The following is a 19,214-nucleotide window of genomic DNA, read 5'->3' on the forward strand; positions in this document are numbered from 1 at the left end:
GGGAATCTGGAGTTCGTCATGAGTGCTTTTCACGACCTTAAATTGACAGCCCTGGATGGTCAGGAGCTACCGCTGGCACCCCTCAAGGGGCACGTCGTGCTTGTGGTCAACGTCGCCTCCAAATGTGGCTTGACCCCACAGTACGCGGCGCTGGAAAACCTCTACCAGCAATACAAGGACAAAGGCTTCAGCGTGCTGGGTCTGCCGTGCAACCAGTTTGCCGGGCAGGAACCGGGCACCGAGCAAGAAATCCAGGATTTCTGCAGCCTCAACTATGGCGTGAGCTTTCCGTTGTCCAGCAAGCTGGAAGTCAACGGTCACGATCGTCATCAGTTGTACCGTTTGCTGGCGGGCGAGGGTGCGGAGTTTCCGGGGGATATCACCTGGAACTTCGAGAAATTCCTGCTGGGCAAAGACGGGCGTGTGTTGGCGCGGTTCTCGCCGCGTACGCCGCCGGATGATCCGACGGTCATCGCGGCGATTGAAAAAGCGCTGAGCTGAACCCCCAAAAATCGCAGCCACCGAGCTGCGATTTTTTATGCCTGCCTTTTGACCCTTAATCACCCAGATCAATAGTGCTGTGCATCGTGTTCCACTGTGCATATTATCGCCGTCATAAAATTTGTGTCCCGTCGATATCGTTTTCGTGGAGCGTCCCATGCCAGTCAAAGCCTTGTTCAAACCGTTCCACCTCGGCACCCTCGAACTGCCGACCCGCGTCGTCATGGCGCCGATGACCCGCTCGTTTTCGCCGGGCGGCGTTCCCAATTCCAAAGTGATCGAGTATTACCGTCGTCGCGCTGCCGCCGGCGTCGGCCTGATCATCACCGAAGGCACCACCGTCGGGCACAAGGCCTCCAACGGCTACCCGAACGTGCCGCATTTCTACGGTGAAGCTGCGCTGGCCGGCTGGAAGAAAGTGGTCGATGCGGTCCACGCCGAGGGCGGCAAGATCGTGCCTCAGCTTTGGCACGTGGGTAGCGTGCGTCGCATCGGCACCGAGCCGGATGCCAGCGTGCCGGGTTACGGTCCGTCGGAAAAACTGAAGGACGGTCAAGTCGTAGTGCACGGCATGACTAAACAAGACATCCAGGACGTGATCGCCGCATTCGCCCAAGCCGCTAAAGACGCTCAAAGCATCGGCATGGACGGTGTGGAAATCCACGGCGCCCATGGCTACCTCGTGGACCAGTTCTTCTGGGAAGGCAGTAACCAGCGCACCGACGAATACGGTGGCAGCCTGGCCAACCGTTCGCGTTTTGCCATTGAATTGATTCAGGCCGTGCGTGCAGCGGTCGGCGAAGGTTTCCCGATCATCTTCCGTTTCTCGCAGTGGAAGCAGCAGGATTACACCGCGCGTCTGGTGCAAACCCCGGAAGCGCTGGGTGAATTCCTCAAGCCGTTGTCCGACGCCGGCGTGGACATTTTCCACTGCTCGACGCGTCGTTTCTGGGAGCCGGAGTTCGACGGTTCCGAGCTGAACCTGGCTGGCTGGACCCGCAAGCTGACGGGCAAGCCGACCATCACCGTGGGCAGCGTTGGCCTGGATGGCGAGTTCCTGCAGTTCATGGTCAACACTGACAAGATCGCGCAGCCGGCCAGCCTGGAAAAACTGCTGGAGCGGTTGAACAACGATGAATTCGATCTGGTGGCGGTAGGGCGTGCATTGCTGGTCGACCCGGACTGGGCGCAGAAAGTGCGTGAGGGTCGCGAGGAAGACATCCTGCCGTTCAGCCGTGAGGCGTTGATGACGCTGGTTTAAGCGGCGACTGGCAAGGCCTCATCGCCAGCCTGCTGGCGATGACTGACTCAATGTCACCCTAGGCTCGGGGCAAGGTTGGTGCATTTGGCACCACCTGCTCCCCCACACAAGCCCCCCGCAACTGCCCCTCAAACTGCTCGATAATTGCCGCCCAGCCCTGGCGACTCGCATGCTGGCGCGCATTGAGCCGCACGCAACGCAACGTTTCGCGCTCCTCCAACAACCACGTCGCGGCATCGCAGAACGCCTCTTCATCCCCCGGCATCGCCAGCACGCCGTTGTAGCCATGGCGAATATGCTGGGCTGCTGCCGCCTGATCGTAGGCCACCACTCCCAATCCCGAGGCCAGCGCTTCAAGCACCACATTGCCAAAGGTTTCGGTCAGGCTCGGAAACAGAAATACATCCGCCGACGCATAGTGGCTGGCCAACGCTTCGCCACGTTGTGAGCCGCAGAAAATCGCTTCAGGCAGCTCCTTCTCCAAAAAACCTCGCTGCGGCCCGTCGCCGACCACGATCAGTTTCAGATTGCGCTGTGGGTAAGTGGCTTTCAGCGCGTCGAAACAGCGCTTGAGCAAGCCAAGATTTTTCTCCTGCGCCAACCGTCCTACATGGATAACCGCGATGTCCTTCTCGGCCAGGCCCCACTGTTCGCGTAGCGATTGCAGGCGTTTAACCGGATGAAACAATTGACTGTCGACCCCTCGGGACAACAACGCCAGGCGTTCGAAATGCCGCCGCTCAAGTTCCAGTCGCTGGCTGATGCTGGGCACCAGCGTCAGCGTCGAACGGTTATGAAACCAGCGCAGGTAATGGGTCAGCAAACGCGACAGCAATCCGAGCCCGTACTGGCTGGAATACTGCTGGAAATTGGTGTGAAAACCGCTGACCACTGAAATGCCCAAACGCCGCGCCGCTCGCAATGCCGACAATCCCAGCGGTCCCTCGGTGGCGATGTAGAGCACGTCCGGACGATGCCGCTTCCAGCGCCGCAGCAGCTTGTGCATCGACGACTGACCCCATTGCAAACCGGGATAGCCCGGCAGCGGCCAGCCGCGACACAGCAACAACTCATCGCTGCTGGCCGCCAACTGATCGCAGCCCTGACGCGGCCGCACCAGCTCGACCTGGTGCCCGCGCGCGCGCAAGCCATCACACAAGCGGCCGAGGGTATTGGCCACGCCGTTGATTTCGGGAGGGAAGGTTTCGGTGATCAGGGTGATATGCAGAGTTGTCGTCATGACCTCAGTGTCGGCTGAGGCCATGTCGTCATTGTGGCGTTTCGATGATGGATTTGTGACGGTGTCAGCGTTGGGTCACCAGATTCTCTGCGCCACGCTCCCGCACCCAGAACAATGTCGCCCCGGCCACCGCCGCCGGCATCATCAGAATATTGACCACCGGAATCAGCAGCACCAGATACACGATCCCGCCAAAACTCATGCTCTGCCAGCGCTTCTCGCGCAGCCAGGCGAGCATTTCGTTCCAGCCGAGTTTGTGGTTGTCCGCGGGGTAGTCAATGTACTGGATCGCCATCATCCACACCCCGAACAGCAGCCACAATGGCGCAGCAATGATGTTCACCACGGGGATGAACGAGAGAATGAACAACCCGATCGCTCGCGGCAGGAAGTAACCGAGTTTGCGCATTTCCCGGGACAGGGTGCGCGGGATCATGGCGATCAGTTCACCCCAGCTGAAAGCCGGGAAGTCATCGGTGCCGCGCACCACCACTTCGACTTTCTCCGCGAGGAAGCCGTTGAACGGTGCGGCGATGACGTTGGCGAGCATGGTGAAGGTGAAAAACACCATCAGAACCACCAGCACGACAAAAATCGGCCAGAGGACGTAACTGAGAAAACTCAGCCAGTCGGGCAGGGACGGCATCAGCGTATCGACCCACAGGCTGAATTGATGGCTGGCCAGGTAGATCAATCCGACGAACAGCACGAGGTTGATCACCAAGGGCAACAACACGAACAAACGCAGGCTGGGGCTCAGGACCAGCTTGAGACCTTCGCGCAGGTATTGCGGGCCGGACAGAACGGGGGCGGGCATAACGTGCTCCGAGCAAAGGGTAAATGCGCCGACCTTACCGGCTTTGCCTGACAGGCGAAAGCGCGGCAGCGACATCGACATTAACTGTAACAAAGGCGCCTATAAATTCATCGTGACCGGATAGAGACCGCCTATGAGCTGGATTGTTAAACCGTATTTCCTTAATCTTCGCCCCCTCGATACGCTGCACCCATTCTTTTTACAGGACTGTCGAACCCGAGCCTTCCCCAAGGCATTCAACGGTCCTTTTTTATTCCCGCCGGCAACCCGGCGTTCCGCGCCAGGTGTTCCGGGCCGGTCAACAGGAGCAGGTCATGTCTGAAGTCCGTCATTCGCGAGTGATTATTCTCGGTTCCGGCCCTGCCGGTTACAGCGCCGCGGTCTATGCCGCCCGTGCCAACCTCAAGCCACTGCTGATCACCGGCATGCAAGCCGGCGGTCAACTGACCACCACCACCGAAGTCGACAACTGGCCGGGCGACGTCCACGGCCTGACCGGCCCGGCGCTGATGGAACGCATGAAAGAGCACGCCGAGCGCTTTGAAACCGAGATCGTTTTCGATCACATCAATGCCGTCGACTTCGCTGCCAAGCCATACACCCTGATCGGCGACAGCGCGACTTACACTTGCGACGCGTTGATCATCGCCACCGGCGCCAGCGCACGTTACCTCGGCCTGCCGTCGGAAGAAGCGTTCATGGGCAAAGGCGTTTCGGCCTGCGCAACCTGCGACGGTTTCTTCTACCGCAACAAGCCTGTAGCCGTGGTCGGTGGCGGTAACACTGCTGTCGAAGAAGCACTGTACCTGGCCAATATCGCCAGCACCGTGACCCTGATCCACCGCCGCGAGACTTTCCGCGCCGAGAAGATCCTGATCGACAAGCTGAATGCACGGGTTGCCGAAGGCAAAATCATCCTGAAGCTGAACTCGAACCTGGACGAAGTCCTGGGCGACAACATGGGCGTGACTGGTGCCCGCCTGAAGAACAACGACGGCAGCTTCGACGAGCTGAAAGTCGACGGCGTGTTCATCGCCATCGGCCACACCCCGAACACCTCGCTGTTCGAAGGCCAGCTGACGTTGAAAGACGGTTACCTGGTTGTCCACGGCGGCCGTGACGGCAACGCCACTGCGACCAGCGTTGAAGGCATCTTCGCGGCCGGTGACGTGGCTGACCACATTTACCGTCAAGCCATCACCTCGGCCGGCGCTGGCTGCATGGCGGCATTGGACACCGAGCGTTACCTCGACGGCCTGCAGAACGCTTCGTTCTGAGTCTGTTGAAATGAAAAAACCGGCTTCGGCCGGTTTTTTTGTGTTCACAGAAAGTGCGGTCAACACAAACCCTTGTGGGAGCTAGCCTGCTAGCGATGGGGTGTCAGTCACATCGATGTAGCTGACCCCCCATCGCTAGCAGGCTAGCTCCCACAGGGTTAACAGGGTTTGCGGAAATTGCGATCAACCGCGAAATCGCTCCTGAACGAAGTCCATGACCTTCAGCGATCGATAGATCGCATTGGCAGCCACCCGCCCGAACGGCCCGCCGTTCCAGTCCAGCAAATACGGCTTGAACAATTCATACCGCGCACTCTCCCCGCACACCGCCTCAGCGATCACCCTGCCGCCAATCGAACCGGTATTCAGCCCATGGCCGCCAAACGACGTGCATGCCCAGACACCCGGTTCCAGCGCTCCCAGATTGGGCATTTTGTTGGTGGAATACCCCATCAAACCAGACCAGGCCAATTCGATCCTGACCGATGCCAATTGCGGATACACCGAGACCATGTCGGCCTTCAACATAGCCGCCAAGGCGTTTTCATCCTGTTCGTTGCGGGTCGTGATGCGCCCGCCCCAGAGCAGGCGATCGCCTTCGACGATGCGGTAATAGTCTGAGGCGCGCCGGTCATCGGAGAATGCGGCGCCCGAGTCGAGAACGTTTTTGATCGAGTCGCCCAAATGTTCGGTGAGCACCACGTAGGTGGCGATCGGCAGGAAGGCGCGGCTGAGTTTTTGCAGCTCCGGACCGCCATAACCGCCGGCGCAGAACACCAGGTCGTGACAGCGCACGCTGCCGTGAGCGGTCTGGACGATTTTGTCGGTCCCTTCGCGCCGCCAGGCAAGCATTTTTGAGTGCTCAAAAATACGCCCGCCCGCGGCTTCAATGGCCAAAGCCAGACCCAGGCAATAATTCAACGGATGAAAATGCAGGGCGTTAGGGTCTTCGACACCCTGGAAATAGCGCAGGGTGTGTGCCCGTTCCCGCACCTCGGCGGTGTCGAGGAAATTGAGTTCATAGTCGAAGTCGCGACGCATCGTGTCGATGTGGTTTTTGACGCCAGCGCTGTCGTCGTAGCGCTTGACCCGGATCGTGCCGGCGGATGGATCGCAGCCGCTAAGCGCCAGTTCGGCGATGTTGCGCCGGACAATCTCTACACCTTCGACCGACAACTGGAATAGCGCTCTGGCGTGCTCCAGCCCCAGTTTCTTGCGGATCGCTCCCGATCCTTCTGCCCAGCCCGGCGAAACCACGCCGCCATTGCGGCCGGACGCGCCCCAGGCGACCTGATGGGCTTCGAGCATGATCACGCGCTTGCCGCGCCGGGTCAGTTCCAGGGCGGCGGTGAGGCCGGCAATGCCGGCACCGATGATGCAGACGTCGCAGGTTTCGTCGGTGTTCAATTCGGACCTGGCCGCGCGAGGCAGCGAGGTTTGGGAATACCAGGTGTTGGGGAAGGACATGGTCGATCCTTGAGAAATTGCTTTTTGTGGGAGCGGCGGTGCGACGATTCGACTTGCTCACGAAGACGCCGGCACATACAACATCAATGCAAGCTGAACCACCGCTTTCGCGGGCAAGCCCGCTCCCACAGGGGAGGGCGGTGTTATTTGATAGTCGAGTAGTCGACGCCGTACCACTTGTCCGACAGCTTGGTCAGCGTACCGTCCTTGTGCATCTGGCCGATGATTTCACTCAGCTTGGCCTTCAACTCCGGGTCACCCTTGTCGGTGGCAACGGCCAGCGGTTCGTAGAACACAACGTCGTTGTCGACGGCGCGCAATGGATAACCTTTCTTGACGGCGGCATCCAGGGTGCTGCGTTGCGTGAGGATGGCGTCCAGTCGGGCGCCGTCGCCCAGGCGCAGATCGTCCAGCGGCCCGACGGAGCCGGCGTAGGTCTTCATTTTTTCGGTTTTTACGTCGTAGACGACGGGCGGCACGTCAGTGGTTTCGATCGCCAGCGCCTGGCTGAAATAGTCCTCGGAGGTCGTGCCGCCTTCGACGCCGATGGTTTTGCCATTCAGCGCCTTGTGGTCGGTGACCGTGGATTTGTTGTGCACCGCAAACACGTAGGGCACGTAGTAATAGGTGCCGGGGAAGTCGAGAATCCGCGCACGACTTTTGGTCGCAGTCATCGAACCTACGGATACATCCCAGCGGCCATTCCACTTGCCGGCGGTAATCACATCCCAGTCGGGGGTGATGAATTTGGCCTCGACGCCCATACGTTTGGCGATCTCCTTGGACACGTCAATATCAAAACCGTCGATTTCATTCTTGTCGTTGATGAAGCCCTGCGGAGGCCAGGTCGCCGAGGTGGCGACGGTCAACGTCTTGCTGCTCTCGATCTTGTCCAGAACGGCTCCGGCGTTCGCGGCGCCGATGAACAACAGTGACAGGGCGGCTGCGAGGGTGATTGCGGGTTTTTTACTGAGCATGTCCATCTCCACTTCTCGTTATTGTTATGCGGGGGTAAAGCGCTTCTCAGTGACCGATGATCTGCGACAGGAATTTCTGCGCGCGTTCGGTCTGCGGGTTGTTGAAAAAATCGGTCGGGGTGGCTTGTTCGATCACTTGGCCCTGGTCCATGAACAGCACCCGATCAGCGACTTTGCTGGCAAAGCCCATTTCGTGGGTCACGCAGATCATGGTCATGCCGTCGGTGGCCAGTTCACCCATCACGTCCAGCACCTCGTGGACCATTTCCGGGTCCAGCGCCGAGGTCGGCTCGTCGAACAGCATCACTTTGGGGTTCATGCACAGTGCTCGGGCAATGGCCACGCGCTGCTGCTGACCGCCGGAGAGCTGCGACGGATATTTGTGGGCGTGCTCGGCAATCCGCACCCGTTCCAGATAGACCTGCGCGCGTTTTTTCGCCTCGGCAGAGGACACGCCTTGCACCAGTTGCGGGGCCAGGGTCAGGTTGTCCATCACGCTCAAGTGCGGGAACAGGTTGAAGCTCTGGAACACCATGCCGATTTCGCTGCGCACGGCGCTGACACTTTCCGCTTCGCTGGTCAGGGTGATGCCGTTGACCTGAATGTGACCTTTCTGGAAATTTTCCAGGTGGTTGATGCAGCGAATCATGGTCGATTTTCCCGAGCCTGACGGTCCGCACACCACCAGGATTTCGCCGGTGGCGACGTTCAGGTCGACGTCGCGCAGGGCGTGAAAGTTGCCGTACCACTTGTTCAGGCCAGTGATTGAAATCATCGAGGGGCTGGTCTGCGCAGCAGGGGCCAGGTTGAGTTGTTCGGCGGTATTGGTTCGAGTCATCACGCATCAACCCCTTGCCACGGATCGGTTGACCCGCTTTTCGATTCGCGCCTGTACCCGTTCCAGGATGAATGACAGGGCCCAGTAAATCATCGCGGCGGTGATCAGCATTTCCAGGTGGCGGAAGTCCGCGCGGCCCTGGGTCTTGGCCAGGTACATCAGCTCCCAGACACCGATGACCGACACCAGCGAACTGTCCTTGAGCATCGCGATGAACTGGTTGCCGGTGGGTGGAATGATCACGCGCAGGGCCTGCGGCATGATCACCCGGCTCAGGGTCTTGAACGGGCTGATGTTCAGGGCGCGCGAGGCTTCCCACTGGCCGACCGGGATGCTCTGGATGCCCGCCCGGAAAATCTCGGTCATGTAGGCGCCGTAGCACAGGGACAACGCGAGGATGCCGGCCGGCACCGCATCGACCACGTAGCCGAGTTGCGGCAGACCGAGGTAAATCAGATAGATCTGAATCAGCAGCGGCACGCCGCGAAAGAACGAGGTGTAGAACGAGGCGAGGGCATTGGCCAGGCCGTTGTTCGACAGCTTGGCCACCGCGCCGATCAATGCCAGCACGAAGGCAAGCACAATCGCGATGGCGGAGATGTACAGAGTGGTCGCAGCGCCCTGGATGATCAGGAAACCGATCTTGTCGAGGATGAAACTGTAAGACAGGTTGAAGGTGTCGAAGAACGCCAGAAACAGGATCAGCAGTTCGATCCACACCACCGTGGTCTGCACTTTGAACTTCAGGCGTCCGAGGACATGGAAATTCAGTGTGCCCAGTACGGCGATGCCCAGCCCGATGGCGATGTTGCGCGCGGTCAGACTGTCCGGGGCGTTGCCCAGTAGCGGTTGCAGAAGATGGCTGAGGGCGCTGTTGCCCAGGTTCATCAGGTAGGAGCCGAGGAACAGCACCACGGCTACGCCGAGCAGAAATTGAGGATCGTTAGACTTTTTCTTATAAATTATATTGTCGTGATACATGTCTGCCTCGGCTTGTAGGTGGTGATGTTCTCGCTAAATAAAGGGGTCTTTGGTGAGTATTACGGCGCGGATTCCGGGACAACAAGCGAACATAATTCGCTACGTCAGTCCCGGAACACACGTTGCGATCAGGACAGTTTCGCCAGGCACGCCTGGAGGATGTCCAGCCCTTCCTCCAGCACCGCCGCCTCGGTGGTCAACGGCGCCAGCAACCGAATGATGTGTCGTGATTTGCCGCTCGGCATCAACAGCAGACCCGCATCGCGCGCCAGCGCCAGCAACTGTGTGAGCTGCGCCGAGGCCGGAGTGCCGTCGGTGTTGACCAGCTCGATGCCGCGCATCGCACCGACGCCGGTCAAGCGTCCCAGGTACGGCGACAGTTTGCTGGCACGCCAGGACGCATAGCGGCTGACAATCGCTTCTTCCTGCTGCGCGCCCCAGGCTTGCAAGTTCGCGTCAGTCATCTCGTCCAAGGTCGCCAATGCGGCTGCGCAGGCGATAGGGTTGCCTGAATAAGTGCCGCCCAGTCCGCCTTTGGGCAAGGTGTCGAGCAGCGACTTGCGTCCAACCACCGCGCCCAGTGGCACGCCGCCGGCGATGCTTTTGCCCAGCAGGATCAGGTCCGGCTCGATGCCCAGGCGCGAAAAGGCAAAACGTTCGCCGGTGCGGCCGAAGCCGGACTGGATTTCATCGGCGATCAACACGATGTTTTTTTCATCGCAGAACGTGCGCAGCGCCTGTGCGAACTCGACATCCATCGCCAGGAATCCTGCTTCACCTTGCACCGGTTCGACGATAAAACAGGCCACGTCATTGACGTCGATTTCGACGCTGAACAGTCGATCCATCGCTTTCAAGGCTTCGGCGCAGGTCACGCCGTTGTCCTTGCTTGGGTACGGCAAATGGAACACCGGACCCGGCAGCACGCCGACTTTCTGTTTGTAAGGCGCGACTTTGCCATTGAGATTGAGAGTGGCGAGCGTGCGTCCATGGAAGGCGCCGTCGAAGGCAATGACGGCCGTGCGGCCGGTCGAACCGCGGACGATCTTCAGGGCGTTTTCCGCCGCTTCTGCGCCGCTGTTGGTGAGCATGCCACTGACAGCGTAGTCCACAGGAATGAACGCCGTCAGACGATCCATCAGTTCGATGTAGGGCACATGCGGGGCGGCGTTGAACGCGTAGTGGGTCAGGCGCGTGGCCTGTTCCCGAATGGCCTCGACGATGCGCGGATGGCAGTGGCCGAGGTTCAGCACGCCGATGCCGCCGACGAAGTCGATGTAGCGTTTGCCGTCCGTGTCCCAGACCTCGGCGTTTTTGCCGTGGCTGAGCGTGACGGGATGAACGACGTTGATCGACTGGCTGATGTTTTCGCTGCTCATGGATGACCGACTCTGAAGAAGGGATGCTTCTTTTTATCTAAGCCGTGAGCAGTGGTGTGGGGCAAACGAAATAAAGTGGCCGGGTCAATCTTAAAAGTCGGGATGTGTGCGAACAAGCGATGGGCAGACCAGGCGCAACCTGTGGCGAGGGAGCTTACTCCCGCTGGACTGCGTAGCGGTCCCTCTTTTTTTGGGGCCGCTGCGCGACCCAGCGGGAGCAAGCTCCCTCGCCACAGGTTCAGTGTCGCTCGTGAAGTGTTTTGCGGACTTTGATCAGCGGCGAGTCAGTGGCTGTTGGGTGAATTTCACACCGGCCAGACCATGAGCGATCAATGCGCGGATATTGCCGTGGTCGCTGCCTTCAGGCGTGGCCACCACCGAGCGGTAATGCTCGCCGAAAGCCAACAGCGCTTCTTCATCGCTCAGGCCTTCCAGCAACGCCAGACCCAGGGTCTTGCACGAACCTTCGTTCTGCCCAGCGGCATTTTCCACGCCACCGTTGTTGAACGCCTGAGGCTGGTAGTCGTAACCCGCGGCGATGAACGCCAGGGTGTCGGCGAAAGCGTGTTCGCCGCTCTTGAGGCTGGCACGCAGGGTGTTCAAATCACTCATTGGGTTTTCCTTTGGCGAACGCTTCTTGTTGTTCGGCGCTGGCTTCTTGCTGGTATTGGGCTTTCCACTCGGCGTACGGCATGCCGTAGACCACTTCGCGGGCGTCATCGAGGCTGACCTCGATCTGGCGTTCATCGGCGGCGGCCTTGTACCACTTGGACAGGCAGTTGCGGCAGAAACCCGAGAGGTTCATCAGGTCGATGTTCTGCACATCCTTGCGGCTGTCCAGGTGGGCGACCAGCCGGCGAAAGGCGGCGGCTTCAAGTTCCAGGCGTTGTTGATCGTTCATGGCGGGCTCTGTGCAATCCAATCGTGGAGCGGATGATAAAAGTCTGACGGACAATGCGCCAGACGCGGTCAGCGGCTCGCGGCCAGGGTAATCGACACCGACTCGGCGAATCGCAGGGCGTGCGGCTTGTCGACTTCAACCTCGGCATACAGCACCGATTCGTTGGCCATCACCAGGTCGAGGATTTCCTGGGTCAGGCGTTCGAGCAGGGCAAAGCGATTGCCCTCCACGTGGGCGATGATCGCCTTGGTGATGGTGCGGTAATTGAGCGCGTGATCGATGTCGTTGTCACGCACCGCTTCCTGAGCGGCATACAGGATGGTCAGGTTGATCAGCACATCCTGCTTGTTGAGGATTTCATCCTCGTTGATCCCGATGAAGGTCCGCAGGCACAGGTCCTTGACCCGGATGCGTGCCATTCCTGGTTGAAGTTGTGGCATTACTACTTGCTCCGTCCAATCAATTGCAGGAACTCCTGGCGGGTGTTGCTCGACTCGCGGAAGGCGCCGAGCATCACCGAGGTGTTCATGGTCGAATTCTGTTTCTCGACGCCGCGCATCATCATGCACATGTGCCTGGCTTCGATGACAACCGCGACGCCCGCCGCGCCGGTCACTTGCTGCACTGCGTCGGCGATTTGCCGAGTGAGGTTTTCCTGGATCTGCAGGCGACGGGCGAACATATCCACCAGCCGCGCAATCTTCGACAGGCCCAGCACCTTGCCCGTTGGAATATAAGCCACATGCGCCTTGCCGATGAAGGGCAGCATGTGATGTTCGCAAAGCGAGTACAGCTCGATGTTATCGACGATGATCATTTCATCGTTGTCTGACGCAAACAGTGCGCCGTTGACGATCTCTTCGACACTCTGATCGTAGCCATGGCAGAGGTACTGCATGGCCTTGGCCGCGCGAACCGGGGTGTCTTGCAGTCCTTCGCGGTCGGGGTTTTCACCGAGGCCGATGAGGATTTCGCGATAGCTTTGGGACAGTGAATTCTGGGGCAGGGATAACGTCATGGAACATCCTCGCGGGGGCCGCTTATTTGATGTGCCGTCCGCCGTTGACGGTCAGGGTCGTGCCAGTGACATAAGGGTTGTCGAGCAAATAACGCAAGCTCTGGTAGATCACTTCGCTGCCGGGTTCGATGCCCAGCGCGGACTTGGCCAGGGCTTTGGCGCGGTACGCGGCGTCGTCGTCGGGATTGAACATTAGCAGGGCTGGCGCGATGCCGTTGACCTTGATTGTCGGCGCGTATTTCGCGGCGAAGGACAGGGTGAGGCTGTCGAGCCCGGCTTTGCTGGCGCAGTAGCCGATGTGCTTGCTGCTGCCCCTGCGGGTCACGTCATCGCTGATGTGCACGATGTCGGCCGGGCTAGAGCGTTCGAGCAAGTCGGCACAGTGCAGGTTGATCAGGTAGGGCGCGAGCATGTGCACGCTGAACATGCGGGTGAAGGCCTCGGCATCGGTGTCCGGGGTTTCGGCCAGCCATTCGGACGCGTTATGGACAATGGCTCGCAGGCTGTCGGTGTGAGTTTTCAGTTCGGTGATGAACGCGAGGATGCCCGCTTCAGTGGAGAAGTCCGCAAACACCGCGGTCGCGCCCAGGTCGCGCAATGTCTGCACGCCGGGGCGTTCACTTCGGTAGCTGAAGATCACTGAATGGCCGTCTTCGAGCAAACGCTGCGCACAGTGCAGGCCGACACGCTGGCCGGCACCGGTGATGAGGATCGGAGCTGCGGAAGAGGTCATGAACGGCTCGCGTCGCGGTGAGAGCAAAACTATACCAGCGCGCGGCGACGTACACCTATTGTGGGAGCCTTGTGGCGAGGGGATTTATCGGAATGCCGCACCACCCCGTTGGGCTGCGAAGCGGCCCCGATTCCAACACCGCGGTGAATCAGATGCACCGCAGACAATGGTTTTACGACTGCTTCGCAGCCGAACGGGGATAAATCCCCTCGCCACAAAGGCTCGCTTCCACAACGGTTATCCGTGATTCTGGGTGGAGGGTTCGGCGGGCAACGGGCGCGTCGGTGGGCTGTTCAGCCAGCCGGCCAGCAGGCGGGTCGACAGCGGAATGAAGAAGTAGACCATCAACGGCGTCAGGCACAGGGTGCTGATGAGCACGCGAGGCAGCAGGCTCATGTCGCCGAGCAGCGGCCCCAATACGAAGTTGAACAGCAAGGACACCGGAAAGAACGCCAGCCAGATTGCCACAGCCTGTTTCCAGCGGGGTGGACGCTGGCCGACGGCGCCGAACCAGCCTTCGATGCCGCTCACACGATGTTCCGTCTTGTGCGCAAACAGATCGCTGCCACGCGCCAGCCATGCGGTACGCGAAGCGGAATGCTCCCAGGCGTACATGGTTTGCTCGTTGGCAAAACGGAAAATAATCTGGAATTCGTTATCGCCGGGCGGCGGAGCGAGCACGCCTGAGCCGAGATAACCGGGAAAGTCGGTGGCCAGTTGTTCGCCTTCGCGCAACCAGACCATCAGGTCTTGATAACGCCCATCGGCGACACGACGAGCAACCATCAGCGTGACGGGTGAGGTAGACATGGTGAATCTCCGTATAACAGATGCGTCGCTCCGGGTAGGAGTTTCGCCAGGCGCAGCGCCGGGGTGATGGGCTGCGTCTTGAGACAAGCAAGGATTATTCCTGATTCTGACGGATACACCAGCGACATTCGTCGTTCATCGGCCTTGAACACGCACGGGGTAGAGGAGTTAGAATGGGATCCAATTTTGCACGCGGACGTCAATTGCCTAATGCCTGTCCTGACCGAGGGTGCCCCAGCGCTGCAGCAAGGTACTGCGCTGGAACAAGAGGAGCTGTTTCCCATTCGTGAAGTGGCGCGTTTGACGGGTATCAACCCCGTCACCTTGCGGGCATGGGAACGACGTTATGGCCTGATCCAGCCCACACGCACCGAAAGCGGGCATCGGTTGTACTCGATGGCCGATATTGAAAAGGTTCGCAGCATTCTCGGCTGGATCGATCGCGGCGTCGCAGTCAGCAAGGTCGGCAAGATACTGGCCAAGACCGAACCCCTCAAAGCCCTGGCGAAGATCATTCCCGACGAACTCGTTCAGGCCGACTATGCCCAGTGGCAACAGCAGGTTGAGGCGGCCGTGACGGCATTTGACGAGGTGCAACTGGAGCAGATCTATGGACAGGTTTTTTCCAGCTATCCCCTGACAGTGGTGTTCCAGGACATCCTGATGCCGATCTGGAAGTTGATGCTTCAGCGACATGACGCGTTCGGTCAGACCAGCGAATGGCTGTTCCTGGATGGTTTTCTGCGATCTCGCGTATTGCAACGCATGCTGCTTGTGCGCGTCATGCAACCGCGCCGTGTGATTATCTGCGCCCTGGCCGATCAAGCCCATGAACTCGAAGTGCTGCTCACGGCGCTGTATCTGAGCAGTGTCGACTCGGCCATTCAATTGCTGGCGATCGGTCAGCCCTTCGACGAGTTGACCCTGGTTTGCGAGCGGATCAAGCCCACGGCACTGGTGCTGGTATCGAATCACGCGCCGGCCGCTGAATTGCCTCGACGTTTGAACCGACTGGCCATGAGCCTGGACTGTCAGTTGCTGCTGGCCGGCGATGCGTCGGACCTGGTACAGGACAGCCTGGCCGGAACGTCGATCGGGTGTCTGGGGAATGAGGGAATGGTGATGCGTCAGCGTCTGAAACAGTTCCTGGCAGGAAACCTGGATACCTGAATCAGATGTGCAGGGCGGGATGTGTCAGACGATGTTGCTGAAGGATGTACTGACGCAGACGCTCGGTCTCGTCCTTGTCACTCTGGCTCAATTCGTAGGCGTAGAAGCCTTGCTCGGTTTCACGCTCGAAGGTGCCGCGCAATGCAATCCGCTCATAGCCTGACGGGCTGAACCACAGCGCGAAGTGCTTGGGTGGTTTGGTCTTGTTGCGCACTTCCAGCAACACCCCTTTGAACGATATTTCATGCACCCACATCGTGCCGGGTTGGCCTTTGGCATTTTCCAGCGCCACCGGCTCTTCAAGTGACAAGCGCCATGGACGAACCATCGGCCCGTCTTCAAAAATACTCGGCACGCCCAGGCGCAAATGCAGCGCGTGAAACTCGTCTTCCACCAGGTGCAGCGGAAAGGTCATTTGCTGGTTTTCGAAGTTCGCCTGAATGGTGACTTGCTCATGTGCGGCCAGGCGCGTGAGCAAATCACGGATTTGCGATCCACCGTTGACGAGCAGGCTCGACGTCGCGTCCCGCACATTGAGTTGCGGGTTGTGTTGCATGGTCTGGATGAAATCCAGCTCATCCTGTGTCAGGAGTGCGTCGCGTTGCATGGCTAACTCGAAAGAAAAAGTTACAAAGTCATCGGTGATTGTAGTTAATGACAATTAATTCGCTGTTTTGTTTTCGCCGTTCGTCGCTTTGAGCGCAGCCAGTTCGGCTTGCGTCTCAGCCAATTGCGCTTCCAACTGCGCTACTCGCTGCTGTGCCTTGACCTGCACCGTAACGTCTTTCTGAACGCCGACAAAATAAGTTTGCCCATCGCTCGGGTTCTTCACTGCAGAAAGGGACAGTTCATTCCAGAACGGCGTGCCGTCCTTACGGTAATTTCGCAGGATCTCCCGGCAGGAGCCGCCACGGGTCAACGACTCGCGAATCGTAGCGAGGGCCTCTTGATCGCGGTCGCCAGACTGCAGGAAACGGCAATCCTGGTAGAGAATTTCTTCGCTGGTGTAACCCGTCAGACGCTCAAACGCCGGGTTTACGTAAATCAGGATGTTGTCCTGTTCGCCTTCCTTTTCAGCAATCACGATGCCGTCGTTGGAAGCGTTTATCACCATTTGCAGCAGTTGAGCGTTGATCATCGGAGAGTCCTTTCCGTATTGATAGAGATTTTCATTCTAAAAGATCAAATGAGCCTGTGCTGTTAATATCTGTGTCTTTTACTCAGCTTCAGGATCAGTTTGATGAAAGTTGCCATCATTTCCGGCTCGGTGTACGGCACCGCTGAAGAAGTTGCCCGTCACGCCGCAAAGATTTTAAACGCCGCCGGTTTCGAGACCTGGCACAACCCGCGCGCATCACTTGCCGACGTTCAGGCCTTCGGCCCGGACGCGTTTCTGGCGGTGACGTCGACCACCGGTATGGGTGAATTGCCGGATAACCTGCAACCGTTGTATTCGATGATCCGTGACCAATTGCCTTCAGCCTGGCGCGGTTTGCCAGGGGCGGTGATCGGCCTTGGAGATGCAAGTTACGGTGATACTTTCTGCGGTGGTGGTGAACAGATGCGTGAATTGTTCGGCGAACTGGGCCTGCGCGAAGTGGCACCGATGCTGCGCCTGGACGCCAGCGAAAGCGTGACCCCGGAGACCGACGCCGAACCTTGGCTGGCCGAGTTGATCAGCGCGCTGCGGGGCTGACCGGCCGCTCGCGCAGGAGGGCGAGCCAGGCTTGTGCGGCCTTCGACAGGTACGCGCCCTGACGCCAGATAAAGGCAATGTCCCAGCGCAAATAGCTCGGGGCATTCAAGGTCAGGCGCACCACCCCTGGCCGCACCAGCCCGCGCGCCACCACGCTGGGCAACAGCACCACGCCCTGGCCGGCGGCCACCAGTGCCGCGAGAAAATCCGCCTGGCCACTGCGCCCACCTTCCTTGGGCGTAAAGCCCAACTGATGACAGGCCTGCAACAAACGGTCGTTGAGCACGAAGCTGCGTTGATACAACAGGAACGGCGTCTCGGCCAACTCCTCCAAACCGATCACCGACTTGTTCGCCAGTGGATGATCCGCCGGCAGCAGCGCGTCCAGCGGCTCATCACAGAACGGCTGGAAAGCGAACTGCGGATCCTTCGGCAACAGACTGCCACCGAGTTCGAGCTCACCGCTCAACACAGCCTGTTCGATGTTCAGACTACCGCCCTCCAGTAACTGGATGCTGATATTCGGGTAGCGCCGCCGGTACTCGGCAAACAGCCCGGCAAACAGCGCGTCACTGCCCAGCAGAGGCAGTCCAAGGCGCAATTCCCCGCGAGCCAGTTGGCTCAAATCGTCCAGTTCGCTGAGCAATTCGTTGCGCAGGCGCAGCATGCCTTCGGCCCGTTGCAGCACCACGCTGCCGGCGGCGGTCAGGCGAAGCTGCGAACCCAGGCGTTCAAGCAGCGGGATGCCCAGGCTCTGTTCCAGCTGAGCGACTTGCTTGCTGACCGCCGATTGGCTGATGTGCAGGGTCTTGGCGGCTTGAGTGAAACCACCTTGGTGCATGACCTCAACAAAGCTGCGTAGCTGTTTGAATTCCATGAGCTGGATTCCATATTGGAATAGAGCAGAGTCTAACAATTCGTTTCGGGGATGGCAGCCCGCTCCGTAAAATGAGCGCCTGTGAGGACCGAAACCATGAATGCATCAACCCTGAAACGCCTGGCTCGATTAACCGCTGAACTGGCCGTGTTGCTCGGCATCTACCTGCTTGGCTGTGAGATTGCCGTAGGGTTTGCCTGGCCGATCCCGGGTGGCGTCGTCGGTATGGCGCTGTTGCTGCTGGCGTTCGCCGTTGGCGCTATCAAACCGGCGGCACTGCAAATGGGTGCCGGCCTGTTGATGGCCGAGATGCTGCTGTTTTTTATCCCGGCGCTGATGAGCCTGCTCGACTACGGTGGCCTGATGCGCGACGACGGCTGGCGGATTCTGCTGGTGATCGGCGTCAGTACGCTGATGGTGATGCTGGTCACCGCATTCACCGTGGAGTGGGTGGTGCGGTTGAGGAGGTCCCATGAAGCTTGAACTGATGCCGATGTTCTGGCTGGCCTTCACGCTCTCGGCCTATTTATTCAGTCGCTGGATCTATCGGCGCACCGGGCATTATCTGCTGTCGCCGCTGATTCTGGTTCCAGCCCTGCTGCTGGCCCTCGCTGTGCCGCTGCACACCGCGTATTCGGAATATTCGAGCAACACCCATTGGCTGATGTTGGTGCTGGGGCCCGTGACCGTCGCGTTCGCGGTGCCGATCTGGCAACAGCGGCAGATGCTGATGCGGCATTGGTCGGCGTTGCTGCTCGGAATGCTGGCGGGCAGCGCGGCGTCCATCGGCACATCGTTCGGTCTGGCCAAGGCGTTGGCACTGGACAGTTCGGTGACGATGTCGCTGGTGCCCCGTTCCATCACCACGCCCTTTGCCATGCCACTGGCTCAAGACCTCGGTGGCGTGCCGGAACTGACGGCGGTGTTCGTGATGTTCACCGGGGTGTTCGGGGCGATGCTCGGCGGCATTTTGCTGAAGTGGCTGCCGTTGCGCAGTGCCCTTGCGCGCGGCGCGTTGTTTGGCGTTGGCGCGCACGGTGCCGGCGTCAGTCGGGCCCATGAAGTGGGCGGTGAAGAAGGCTCGGTCGCGGGGCTTGTCATGGTGCTGACCGGGCTGTTGAACCTGTTTGCCGCGCCTTTGTTGGCGGCGGTCCTTTGACATGGATCCAGGCTTTCTTATGAACTGACTCGTTAGGCCATCAAGCTGGCTGCCAATGCAACTACACGAACTCCGGGGCCTGACTAGACTGCTGTAACGACAGTAAAACAAT

The 19,214-nt window shown here is 59.4% G+C and carries 23 protein-coding genes; 7 read left to right on the forward strand and 16 right to left on the reverse strand.

What is annotated here, in order from left to right:
• Window positions 1-18: 18 nt before the first annotated feature.
• On the forward strand, window positions 19-501 hold the full coding sequence (locus tag ACA053_RS04415) for a glutathione peroxidase (RefSeq protein ID WP_497315632.1): 483 nt from the start codon (window positions 19-21) through the stop codon (window positions 499-501).
• Window positions 502-658: 157 nt separating this feature from the next.
• A complete protein-coding gene (locus ACA053_RS04420) occupies window positions 659-1,762 on the forward strand; it encodes an NADH:flavin oxidoreductase (RefSeq protein WP_109628008.1) in 1,104 nt (367 codons plus the stop codon).
• 58 nt (window positions 1,763-1,820) lie between these two features.
• Here ACA053_RS04420 and ACA053_RS04425 read toward each other — a convergent pair whose 3' ends face one another.
• Together ACA053_RS04425 and cysZ are read right to left on the reverse strand one after the other, a co-directional pair.
• Window positions 1,821-3,026: a glycosyltransferase family 4 protein gene (locus tag ACA053_RS04425; RefSeq protein WP_497394623.1), complete on the reverse strand. Its 1,206-nt coding sequence runs from the start codon at window positions 3,024-3,026 to the stop codon at window positions 1,821-1,823.
• 40 nt (window positions 3,027-3,066) lie between these two features.
• The gene (cysZ, locus tag ACA053_RS04430) at window positions 3,067-3,819 is read right to left on the reverse strand and encodes a sulfate transporter CysZ (protein ID WP_109635948.1); all 753 of its coding nucleotides are present in this window, start codon (window positions 3,817-3,819) and stop codon (window positions 3,067-3,069) included.
• A gap of 314 nt (window positions 3,820-4,133) precedes the next feature.
• On the opposite strand from cysZ, the gene trxB reads away from it, so the two are divergent.
• Window positions 4,134-5,096, forward strand: a complete 963-nt coding sequence (gene trxB / locus ACA053_RS04435; protein WP_497315637.1) for a thioredoxin-disulfide reductase — start codon at window positions 4,134-4,136, stop codon at window positions 5,094-5,096.
• Window positions 5,097-5,279: 183 nt separating this feature from the next.
• Here the strand turns inward: trxB and ACA053_RS04440 are convergent, their stop codons facing one another.
• From ACA053_RS04440 to ACA053_RS04490, 11 genes are all read right to left on the reverse strand, one after another.
• Complete coding sequence (locus tag ACA053_RS04440; protein WP_497394624.1) at window positions 5,280-6,563, reverse strand: NAD(P)/FAD-dependent oxidoreductase; 1,284 nt, start codon at window positions 6,561-6,563, stop codon at window positions 5,280-5,282.
• Window positions 6,564-6,706: 143 nt separating this feature from the next.
• The gene (locus ACA053_RS04445; RefSeq protein WP_497315641.1) at window positions 6,707-7,540 is read right to left on the reverse strand and encodes a transporter substrate-binding domain-containing protein; all 834 of its coding nucleotides are present in this window, start codon (window positions 7,538-7,540) and stop codon (window positions 6,707-6,709) included.
• A 46-nt stretch (window positions 7,541-7,586) separates the two neighbouring features.
• Window positions 7,587-8,315, reverse strand: coding sequence for an amino acid ABC transporter ATP-binding protein (locus ACA053_RS04450; RefSeq protein ID WP_497396126.1), 729 nt, complete (start codon window positions 8,313-8,315; stop codon window positions 7,587-7,589).
• A gap of 69 nt (window positions 8,316-8,384) precedes the next feature.
• Window positions 8,385-9,359 (reverse strand): amino acid ABC transporter permease, encoded by a 975-nt coding sequence (locus tag ACA053_RS04455; protein ID WP_497315643.1) that lies wholly within the window; start codon window positions 9,357-9,359, stop codon window positions 8,385-8,387.
• 128 nt (window positions 9,360-9,487) lie between these two features.
• On the reverse strand, window positions 9,488-10,738 hold the full coding sequence (locus ACA053_RS04460; protein ID WP_497315645.1) for a 2-aminoadipate transaminase: 1,251 nt from the start codon (window positions 10,736-10,738) through the stop codon (window positions 9,488-9,490).
• A gap of 273 nt (window positions 10,739-11,011) precedes the next feature.
• Window positions 11,012-11,350: a HopJ type III effector protein gene (locus ACA053_RS04465; RefSeq protein WP_027924562.1), complete on the reverse strand. Its 339-nt coding sequence runs from the start codon at window positions 11,348-11,350 to the stop codon at window positions 11,012-11,014.
• Window positions 11,343-11,639 carry a DUF1244 domain-containing protein gene (locus tag ACA053_RS04470; RefSeq protein WP_497315647.1) on the reverse strand — a complete coding sequence of 99 codons (297 nt, stop codon included), beginning with the start codon at window positions 11,637-11,639 and terminating at the stop codon, window positions 11,343-11,345. Before ACA053_RS04470 ends, ACA053_RS04465 begins: the two co-directional genes overlap by 8 nt.
• Before the next feature lie 68 nt (window positions 11,640-11,707).
• A complete protein-coding gene (gene folX / locus ACA053_RS04475) occupies window positions 11,708-12,079 on the reverse strand; it encodes a dihydroneopterin triphosphate 2'-epimerase (RefSeq protein ID WP_008026970.1) in 372 nt (123 codons plus the stop codon).
• Between the two features lie 2 nt (window positions 12,080-12,081).
• Window positions 12,082-12,657: a GTP cyclohydrolase I FolE gene (folE, locus tag ACA053_RS04480; protein ID WP_109628013.1), complete on the reverse strand. Its 576-nt coding sequence runs from the start codon at window positions 12,655-12,657 to the stop codon at window positions 12,082-12,084.
• Between the two features lie 22 nt (window positions 12,658-12,679).
• A complete protein-coding gene (gene folM / locus ACA053_RS04485; RefSeq protein ID WP_497315649.1) occupies window positions 12,680-13,390 on the reverse strand; it encodes a dihydromonapterin reductase in 711 nt (236 codons plus the stop codon).
• A gap of 237 nt (window positions 13,391-13,627) precedes the next feature.
• Window positions 13,628-14,200 (reverse strand): antibiotic biosynthesis monooxygenase, encoded by a 573-nt coding sequence (locus ACA053_RS04490; RefSeq protein ID WP_497394625.1) that lies wholly within the window; start codon window positions 14,198-14,200, stop codon window positions 13,628-13,630.
• A 210-nt stretch (window positions 14,201-14,410) separates the two neighbouring features.
• Between ACA053_RS04490 and ACA053_RS04495 the strand changes: the two genes are divergently transcribed.
• Entirely contained in the window at window positions 14,411-15,370 is a 960-nt protein-coding gene (locus tag ACA053_RS04495; protein ID WP_497315653.1) for a MerR family transcriptional regulator, read from the forward strand.
• A 1-nt stretch (window position 15,371) separates the two neighbouring features.
• Here ACA053_RS04495 and ACA053_RS04500 read toward each other — a convergent pair whose 3' ends face one another.
• Together ACA053_RS04500 and ACA053_RS04505 are read right to left on the reverse strand one after the other, a co-directional pair.
• Complete coding sequence (locus ACA053_RS04500) at window positions 15,372-15,977, reverse strand: hypothetical protein (RefSeq protein WP_109628017.1); 606 nt, start codon at window positions 15,975-15,977, stop codon at window positions 15,372-15,374.
• Between the two features lie 54 nt (window positions 15,978-16,031).
• Complete coding sequence (locus ACA053_RS04505) at window positions 16,032-16,508, reverse strand: PAS domain-containing protein (protein ID WP_497315655.1); 477 nt, start codon at window positions 16,506-16,508, stop codon at window positions 16,032-16,034.
• Window positions 16,509-16,610: 102 nt separating this feature from the next.
• Here ACA053_RS04505 and ACA053_RS04510 point away from each other — a divergent pair, with 102 nt between their 5' ends.
• Window positions 16,611-17,066 (forward strand): flavodoxin, encoded by a 456-nt coding sequence (locus ACA053_RS04510; protein WP_497315657.1) that lies wholly within the window; start codon window positions 16,611-16,613, stop codon window positions 17,064-17,066.
• On the opposite strand, the gene ACA053_RS04515 is transcribed toward ACA053_RS04510, so the two are convergent.
• Entirely contained in the window at window positions 17,047-17,943 is an 897-nt protein-coding gene (locus ACA053_RS04515; RefSeq protein WP_497394626.1) for a LysR family transcriptional regulator, read from the reverse strand. The two genes, ACA053_RS04510 and ACA053_RS04515, sit on opposite strands and share 20 nt — an antisense overlap.
• Window positions 17,944-18,039: 96 nt before the next feature.
• Between ACA053_RS04515 and ACA053_RS04520 the strand changes: the two genes are divergently transcribed.
• Complete coding sequence (locus ACA053_RS04520; protein ID WP_109628021.1) at window positions 18,040-18,426, forward strand: CidA/LrgA family protein; 387 nt, start codon at window positions 18,040-18,042, stop codon at window positions 18,424-18,426.
• Complete coding sequence (locus tag ACA053_RS04525; RefSeq protein ID WP_497315661.1) at window positions 18,416-19,102, forward strand: LrgB family protein; 687 nt, start codon at window positions 18,416-18,418, stop codon at window positions 19,100-19,102. The genes ACA053_RS04520 and ACA053_RS04525 overlap by 11 nt, the downstream gene beginning before the upstream one ends.
• Window positions 19,103-19,214 lie beyond the last annotated feature (112 nt).

This window comes from Pseudomonas sp. LBUM1672 (genome assembly GCF_059695655.1).

Coding starts and splice junctions, on each gene's coding strand:
- ACA053_RS04415 (WP_497315632.1), top strand. CDS start 19: ATGAGTGCTTTTCACGACCTTAAATTGACAGCCCTGGATGGTCAGGAG.
- ACA053_RS04420 (WP_109628008.1), top strand. CDS start 659: ATGCCAGTCAAAGCCTTGTTCAAACCGTTCCACCTCGGCACCCTCGAA.
- ACA053_RS04425 (WP_497394623.1), bottom strand. CDS start 3,026: ATGGCCTCAGCCGACACTGAGGTCATGACGACAACTCTGCATATCACC.
- cysZ (WP_109635948.1), bottom strand. CDS start 3,819: ATGCCCGCCCCCGTTCTGTCCGGCCCGCAATACCTGCGCGAAGGTCTC.
- trxB (WP_497315637.1), top strand. CDS start 4,134: ATGTCTGAAGTCCGTCATTCGCGAGTGATTATTCTCGGTTCCGGCCCT.
- ACA053_RS04440 (WP_497394624.1), bottom strand. CDS start 6,563: ATGTCCTTCCCCAACACCTGGTATTCCCAAACCTCGCTGCCTCGCGCG.
- ACA053_RS04445 (WP_497315641.1), bottom strand. CDS start 7,540: ATGCTCAGTAAAAAACCCGCAATCACCCTCGCAGCCGCCCTGTCACTG.
- ACA053_RS04450 (WP_497396126.1), bottom strand. CDS start 8,315: ATGATTTCAATCACTGGCCTGAACAAGTGGTACGGCAACTTTCACGCC.
- ACA053_RS04455 (WP_497315643.1), bottom strand. CDS start 9,359: ATGTATCACGACAATATAATTTATAAGAAAAAGTCTAACGATCCTCAA.
- ACA053_RS04460 (WP_497315645.1), bottom strand. CDS start 10,738: ATGAGCAGCGAAAACATCAGCCAGTCGATCAACGTCGTTCATCCCGTC.
- ACA053_RS04465 (WP_027924562.1), bottom strand. CDS start 11,350: ATGAGTGATTTGAACACCCTGCGTGCCAGCCTCAAGAGCGGCGAACAC.
- ACA053_RS04470 (WP_497315647.1), bottom strand. CDS start 11,639: ATGAACGATCAACAACGCCTGGAACTTGAAGCCGCCGCCTTTCGCCGG.
- folX (WP_008026970.1), bottom strand. CDS start 12,079: ATGCCACAACTTCAACCAGGAATGGCACGCATCCGGGTCAAGGACCTG.
- folE (WP_109628013.1), bottom strand. CDS start 12,657: ATGACGTTATCCCTGCCCCAGAATTCACTGTCCCAAAGCTATCGCGAA.
- folM (WP_497315649.1), bottom strand. CDS start 13,390: ATGACCTCTTCCGCAGCTCCGATCCTCATCACCGGTGCCGGCCAGCGT.
- ACA053_RS04490 (WP_497394625.1), bottom strand. CDS start 14,200: ATGTCTACCTCACCCGTCACGCTGATGGTTGCTCGTCGTGTCGCCGAT.
- ACA053_RS04495 (WP_497315653.1), top strand. CDS start 14,411: ATGCCTGTCCTGACCGAGGGTGCCCCAGCGCTGCAGCAAGGTACTGCG.
- ACA053_RS04500 (WP_109628017.1), bottom strand. CDS start 15,977: ATGCAACGCGACGCACTCCTGACACAGGATGAGCTGGATTTCATCCAG.
- ACA053_RS04505 (WP_497315655.1), bottom strand. CDS start 16,508: ATGATCAACGCTCAACTGCTGCAAATGGTGATAAACGCTTCCAACGAC.
- ACA053_RS04510 (WP_497315657.1), top strand. CDS start 16,611: ATGAAAGTTGCCATCATTTCCGGCTCGGTGTACGGCACCGCTGAAGAA.
- ACA053_RS04515 (WP_497394626.1), bottom strand. CDS start 17,943: ATGGAATTCAAACAGCTACGCAGCTTTGTTGAGGTCATGCACCAAGGT.
- ACA053_RS04520 (WP_109628021.1), top strand. CDS start 18,040: ATGAATGCATCAACCCTGAAACGCCTGGCTCGATTAACCGCTGAACTG.
- ACA053_RS04525 (WP_497315661.1), top strand. CDS start 18,416: ATGAAGCTTGAACTGATGCCGATGTTCTGGCTGGCCTTCACGCTCTCG.